The sequence below is a fragment of the Dolichospermum sp. LEGE 00246 genome (assembly GCF_015207865.1).
Taxonomy (GTDB): Bacteria; Cyanobacteriota; Cyanobacteriia; order Cyanobacteriales; family Nostocaceae; genus Dolichospermum; species Dolichospermum heterosporum.
This window is the reverse complement of the sequence record NZ_JADEWA010000374.1, coordinates 1-5453: the sequence shown is the minus strand read 5'-3', so window position 1 is coordinate 5453 and position 5453 is coordinate 1. Positions and strand designations below refer to the sequence as shown.

The window sequence follows — 5453 nt, the reverse complement described above, 5'->3', positions numbered from 1 at the left end:
CTCTTAAACAAAGCAAAAAATTTATGGAAATTGCTGATAAAACTTTATAAGTTTTAAAAATCATAATTGTTGAGATTTTAACCACTCACTGACAACTTTTTCCACCGGTTGAGATTGGTTATCTACTTGATAATTCATCTTTTGGATTGCAGTTGTCGAAATTTTACCTCCTAATTGATTAATGGTATTTGTTAACTCTGGATATTTTTGGAGAATTTCTTGATTAAAAATAGGTATAGCTTGATATGGTGGAAAGTATTTTTTATCATCTTCCAAAATCACTAAGTTTAATACTGGAATTAAACCATCTGTAGAATTTGCAGCAATAAAATCTACTTGTTTTTCTTTTAATGCTTGATACATTAATCCTAATTCCATTTGTTTGATATTGGCAAATTTCAAGTTGTAGGTTTTAGATAATCCTGGATAACCATCTGCTCTTTCTAAAAATTCATAGCCAAATCCTGCTTTCATTTGTGGAGTATATTTACTAATTTCCGAAAGGCTTTTAATTTGCCATTTTTTAGCATCTTCTCCGCGGATAATCATGGCAAAGGTATTCTCAAATCCTAAAGGCTTCATCACTGCTAATTTCAATTTTTGATCATAGTATGCTTTGACTTTTTGATAAACAGTCTCAGGATTACTAATTGGGTTTTCTTTCAAAATAGTCGTAAATGAAGTTCCTGTATATTCCACATACCCGGCAATTTTTCCGGCTTTTACTGCTTCATGAGCAATAAATGTTCCTCCTAAATTAAAACGACGATCTACTTTTAATCTCGTATGATTTTCTATGTGTTGTGCTAATAATTCCCCTAAAATAACTTGTTCTGTGAAATTCTTTGAGCCGATGATAATTGTTGCGGGTTTTTGTTGATAGTTAAAGGCAATTAATCCAGCTATGATTAAAGAAACAATTCCTAAAACAATGGCAATTTTACGATTAAATTTACCCTTTTTTTCTATTTGGTTAGTGAGTCTTTTTTCTAATAATCCTAATCCGAAATCTGCACTCAAAGCAATCAAAGCTGCGGGGACTGCTCCGGCTAAAATTAATTCATTATTAACTGTGGAAATACCGCGAAAAATAAATACTCCTAAACCACCACCACCAATAGCAGCAGCAATTGTGGCAATTCCTACGGATATAACTGTGGCTACTCTTACCCCTGCTAAAATGACTGGTAAAGCCAGGGGAATTTCTACTTGGAATAGTAATTGTTGATCTGTCATTCCCATGCCTATACCCGCTTCTTTAATGGCGGGACTGATGCTATTAATGCCAATATAAGTATTGCGAATTATGGGAAGTAAGGCATAAAGAGTTAAGGCAACTATGGCGGGGATTTTGCCAATTCCTCCCAGAAAAGGTACGGAAATTAAAAAGCCGAAGATGGCTAAACTAGGGATGGTTTGAATGGCATTTGCTAAACCAAGAATGGGGGAAGCTAATTTTGATTGACGAGTGATCAGAATGCCGACAGGAAGACCAATAGAAATGGCGATCGCTAGGGATATAATGACTAATATTAAATGTTCTCCACTGTGGAAAATTATTTCTGTACCGTATTGAAAGAAAAACATAGTTTTTGGATTTTTAGCTAATTTTAATTAAGTTGCTCCCAATTATTACCAACATTTAAACAAGCTAGAAATGCTTTTGCTTCTGGATGTTGAGATTGGAGAAATTCCCTTCTAGTTCCTAATACAACTAAATTCCCTTCATCCATTAAACCAATTCTTGTAGCTAAAAAGAAGGCCTCTTGAATATCATGGGTGACGAATATCACGGTTTTTCCTAATTGTTGTTGTAAATATTGAAATTGTTGTTGTAATTCTAAACGGGTAATTGGGTCAAGTGCGCCAAAAGGTTCATCCATTAATAGAATAGGTGGATCTGCGGCTAAAGCTCTAGCAACTCCCACTCGCTGACGTTGACCTCCTGATAATTGATGGGGATAACGTTGAGCAAATTTTTCTGGTTCTAATCCCACTAAGTTTAACATTTCATAGACTCTATTTTGAATTTTCTGTGATGACCATTTTTCTAAAGATGGTACAAGTCCGACATTTTCCGCGATGGTAAAATGGGGAAATAAACCTGTTTCTTGGATGACGTAACCTATCCGTCTTCTCAGTTTAATGACATCCCAGTTAGTTGTGGGACGATTTTGGACTAAAACTTGTCCTTGGGTGGGGACAAGTAAATGATTAATTAATTTTAAAGTCGTAGTTTTGCCACTCCCACTGCGTCCTAATAAAATTAAGGCTTCCCCTTGATGAATGCTCAAATTCAAGTTAGATAACAAAGGACGGTGATTAATGGCAAAACTGGTATTTTGAAACTCAACGGCAATTTCTGATGTTGTTGACATAATGGTTTCGTTAAACAAAATTAAGGTGGTCAGATCCCCGTCAGATCCCCGACTTCTCTAAGAAGTCGGGGATCTTATTTATGCTTATTTATTCAATATCAGTATAAAAAAACAAGGGTGGCAAGTATTTTTTATTCACCGCTTTCTACTTTTATGAGATTTTATGCCTGAGTAAGTATTCTCTACCCCTAGCACCTCTCAATGTTGAGGAAGGAATAAACTATTGGAAAACAGCCAGTTTTCAGGCTTGACTTCTAATTAATAAGGTATACATTTATAGAAATTCATTGTCTTGGATTTAATTACTTTTCTCTTTTAACAGTATTGATTTGAGCAAATTTACACCTGTATAGGTAACTTTGGCTAATGACACCGGATACATTGATGACTCCAGAAACAATTGTCCTCGACAGCAGAACTTTTACTCCCGCAGACCAGAAAGAGATTTCCGAATGGCCTTGTGTTGTCAGTCAAAGACCACAGCCAACCATTACAGTTAAAGATGATGATTTATTCCTGGTGACAGATACGATGGGGAATATTTCCGATTGTTACCTTTATGGTAGCACTCCTAGTATGGGGATGTTTTGCCGTGATACAAGGTTTTTGAGTCGTTTGGAGTTACAGATTGAGGGGCGATCGCCTATATTATTGAGTAGCAACGCTGATAAGGGATTTGCTCTCTCGGTTTTATGCACCAATCCTGATTTAGAAAATCTTTTTAAGGCTGATACTGTGGGTATTCGTCGGGAACTGGTTCTGAATGGGGCATTATTTGAAGAAATAGAAGTTGCTAATTACAACACTACCAGCATTGTTTTTGAATTGAGTCTGAGTTTTGAAGCTGATTTTGTGGATTTATTTGAAGTTAGAGGTCATCACCGCCAAAAACGGGGAAGACTTTTGCACTTAAACAACCCAACATCTGATCATGTTGCACCTGTGTCTTCTCAATCATACAAAGAAGAATCCCTTACCCTAGCATATCAGGGCTTAGATGGTTCGATCATGGAGTCTCTAATTCAATTTCAGCATTTGCAACCAAGTCGGTTTCACGGTTATACGGCAGTTTGGCGGATAGAATTGGCGGCTCATGAAACTAAGAAGTTAGGTTATCGGCTGAAGATGTTCACTGATAACAAACCTAGTTCTACTATCAGTTCTGCCTCTACTTTGGCACAGGCAAAAGCTGCTGAATTAATGGAGGAGCAAAATTGGTTGCAGCAAATTACCCGGATTAGCTCCGATAAAAGTCTTTTCAATCGCGTCATATCGCGGGCTGAACAAGATATATATTTGTTGCTTCAGTCCTTTGGCAAACATAAAACTGTTTCTGCTGGAGTCCCTTGGTTTTCTACTCTATTTGGTCGAGATTCTATCATTACTGCGTCCCAAACCTTGATGTTGAATCCCAAAATTGCCAAAGAAACCTTGCTACTATTGGCAGAATATCAAGGTCAAACGGATAATATTTGGCGGGAAGAAGAACCGGGTAAGATTTTACATGAACTGCGGTTGGGAGAAATGGCGAGATGTCAAGAAATTCCCCATACACCCTACTACGGGACTGTGGATGCTACGCCGCTGTGGTTAATGTTGTATGCTGAATATTACAGTTGGACTCATGATCAAGAAACCTTAGAAGCACTGTGGCCAAATGCTTTAGCGGCTATGGGTTGGATTGATCGTCAAATCCAGGAAACTGGTTATCTCAGCTATGCTCGCAAATCCAAAGGTGGTTTAATTAACCAAGGTTGGAAAGATTCGGGTGATTGTATTGTCAACCGCAAAGGGGAATTAGCCATTGGTCCGATTTCTCTGTGTGAGGTGCAAGCTTATGTCTATGCGGCGAAAAACCGCCTTGCAGAAATTGCCAAAATCCAACAACGCCCAGATTTAGAAGAACTTTGGCAAAAAGAAGCTAGACAACTCAGGGCTAAATTTAACCAGGATTTTTGGTTAGAAGATGAAGATTTTTGTGCTTTGGCTTTAGATGGAGAAGGTAAACCAGTAGATAGTATTAGTTCTAATCCTGGTCATTGTTTAAATTTGGGGATATTTACCTCTGCAAAAGCCTATAGTGTGGCGGAAAGATTGGGTGCGGCGGATATGTTTAATGGTTGGGGAATTAGAACTTTAAGTAGTTTGTCCCCTGCTTATAATCCAATGGGTTATCATACTGGTTCAGTTTGGCCTCATGATAATTCTATGATTGCAATGGGATTGCGATCGCTCGGTTTAATTGATCAATCGCTGGAACTATTTCAAGGGTTATTCAACATGACCTCCCAGCAACCCTATCAACGCCCCCCAGAACTATTTTGCGGTTATGAAATGAACGGTGATAATTCTCCCGTCCATTATCCCGTTGCTTGTACTCCCCAAGCCTGGGCTACAGGTAGCATTTTTCAACTATTGCAAATGATGGTGAATTTAGTCCCAGACGCGCAGAATAATTGTTTGCGAATCATTGACCCCGCCTTACCAGAATCAATTAACAATTTATCTTTTCATAACTTGCGTATTGGTGGCACAATTTTAGATTTAGAATTTGAACGAGTTGGTAGCACTACCGCTTGTCGAGTTGCGAAAAAACGCGGTAACTTGCGCGTCGTCATTGAAGCTTAAATTAGAGGATGTTTATCTGATTCCCAGTCTCCGACTGGGAATGAATTCCAGAAGGCTCTGCCTTCAATGATATTAGAGGCAGAGCCTCATTAACTGCATTCCTAGTCAGAGACTAGGAACGAGGTGTGGTAGGGATTCATCTGATTCCCAGTCTCTGACTGGGAATGAATTCCAGAAGGCTCTGCCTTCAATGATATCAACTGCATTCCTAGTCAGAGACTAGGAACTAGGTGTGGTAGGGATTTTAGCTTAAGTTGACACCATTAGGGGGTGGGGTTCTTGCACCCCATTAATAACTTTTCTCACTGCAACCAATTCTCTAAGAGGGTGTTTGAGAAGTTTTTAATGTATAAACAAACCCCTCTCCAAACCTCTCCCCGAAGCGGGGAGAGGCTTTGAAAACCCCCTTCCCTCGTAGGGAAGGGGGCAGGGGGGTTAGGTTTTTGG

The 5453-nt window shown here is 38.7% G+C and carries 3 protein-coding genes; 1 reads left to right on the top strand and 2 read right to left on the bottom strand.

Features of this window, described 5'->3' with window-relative positions:
- Nucleotides 1–60: 60 nt before the first annotated feature.
- Nucleotides 61–1587, bottom strand: a complete 1527-nt coding sequence (locus IQ228_RS20070; protein ID WP_193964129.1) for a glycine betaine ABC transporter substrate-binding protein — start codon at nucleotides 1585–1587, stop codon at nucleotides 61–63.
- A gap of 23 nt (nucleotides 1588–1610) precedes the next feature.
- The gene (locus tag IQ228_RS20065) at nucleotides 1611–2378 is read right to left on the bottom strand and encodes an ATP-binding cassette domain-containing protein (protein ID WP_027400822.1); all 768 of its coding nucleotides are present in this window, start codon (nucleotides 2376–2378) and stop codon (nucleotides 1611–1613) included.
- Between the two features lie 366 nt (nucleotides 2379–2744).
- Here IQ228_RS20065 and IQ228_RS20060 point away from each other — a divergent pair, with 366 nt between their 5' ends.
- A complete protein-coding gene (locus IQ228_RS20060) occupies nucleotides 2745–5006 on the top strand; it encodes an amylo-alpha-1,6-glucosidase (RefSeq protein ID WP_193964127.1) in 2262 nt (753 codons plus the stop codon).
- Nucleotides 5007–5453: the final 447 nt, after the last annotated feature.

What these genes read in the sequence shown, in the direction of transcription:
- IQ228_RS20070 (WP_193964129.1), bottom strand. Translation starts at nt 1,587, where the DNA reads ATGTTTTTCTTTCAATACGGTACAGAAATAATTTTCCACAGTGGAGAA.
- IQ228_RS20065 (WP_027400822.1), bottom strand. Translation starts at nt 2,378, where the DNA reads ATGTCAACAACATCAGAAATTGCCGTTGAGTTTCAAAATACCAGTTTT.
- IQ228_RS20060 (WP_193964127.1), top strand. Translation starts at nt 2,745, where the DNA reads ATGACACCGGATACATTGATGACTCCAGAAACAATTGTCCTCGACAGC.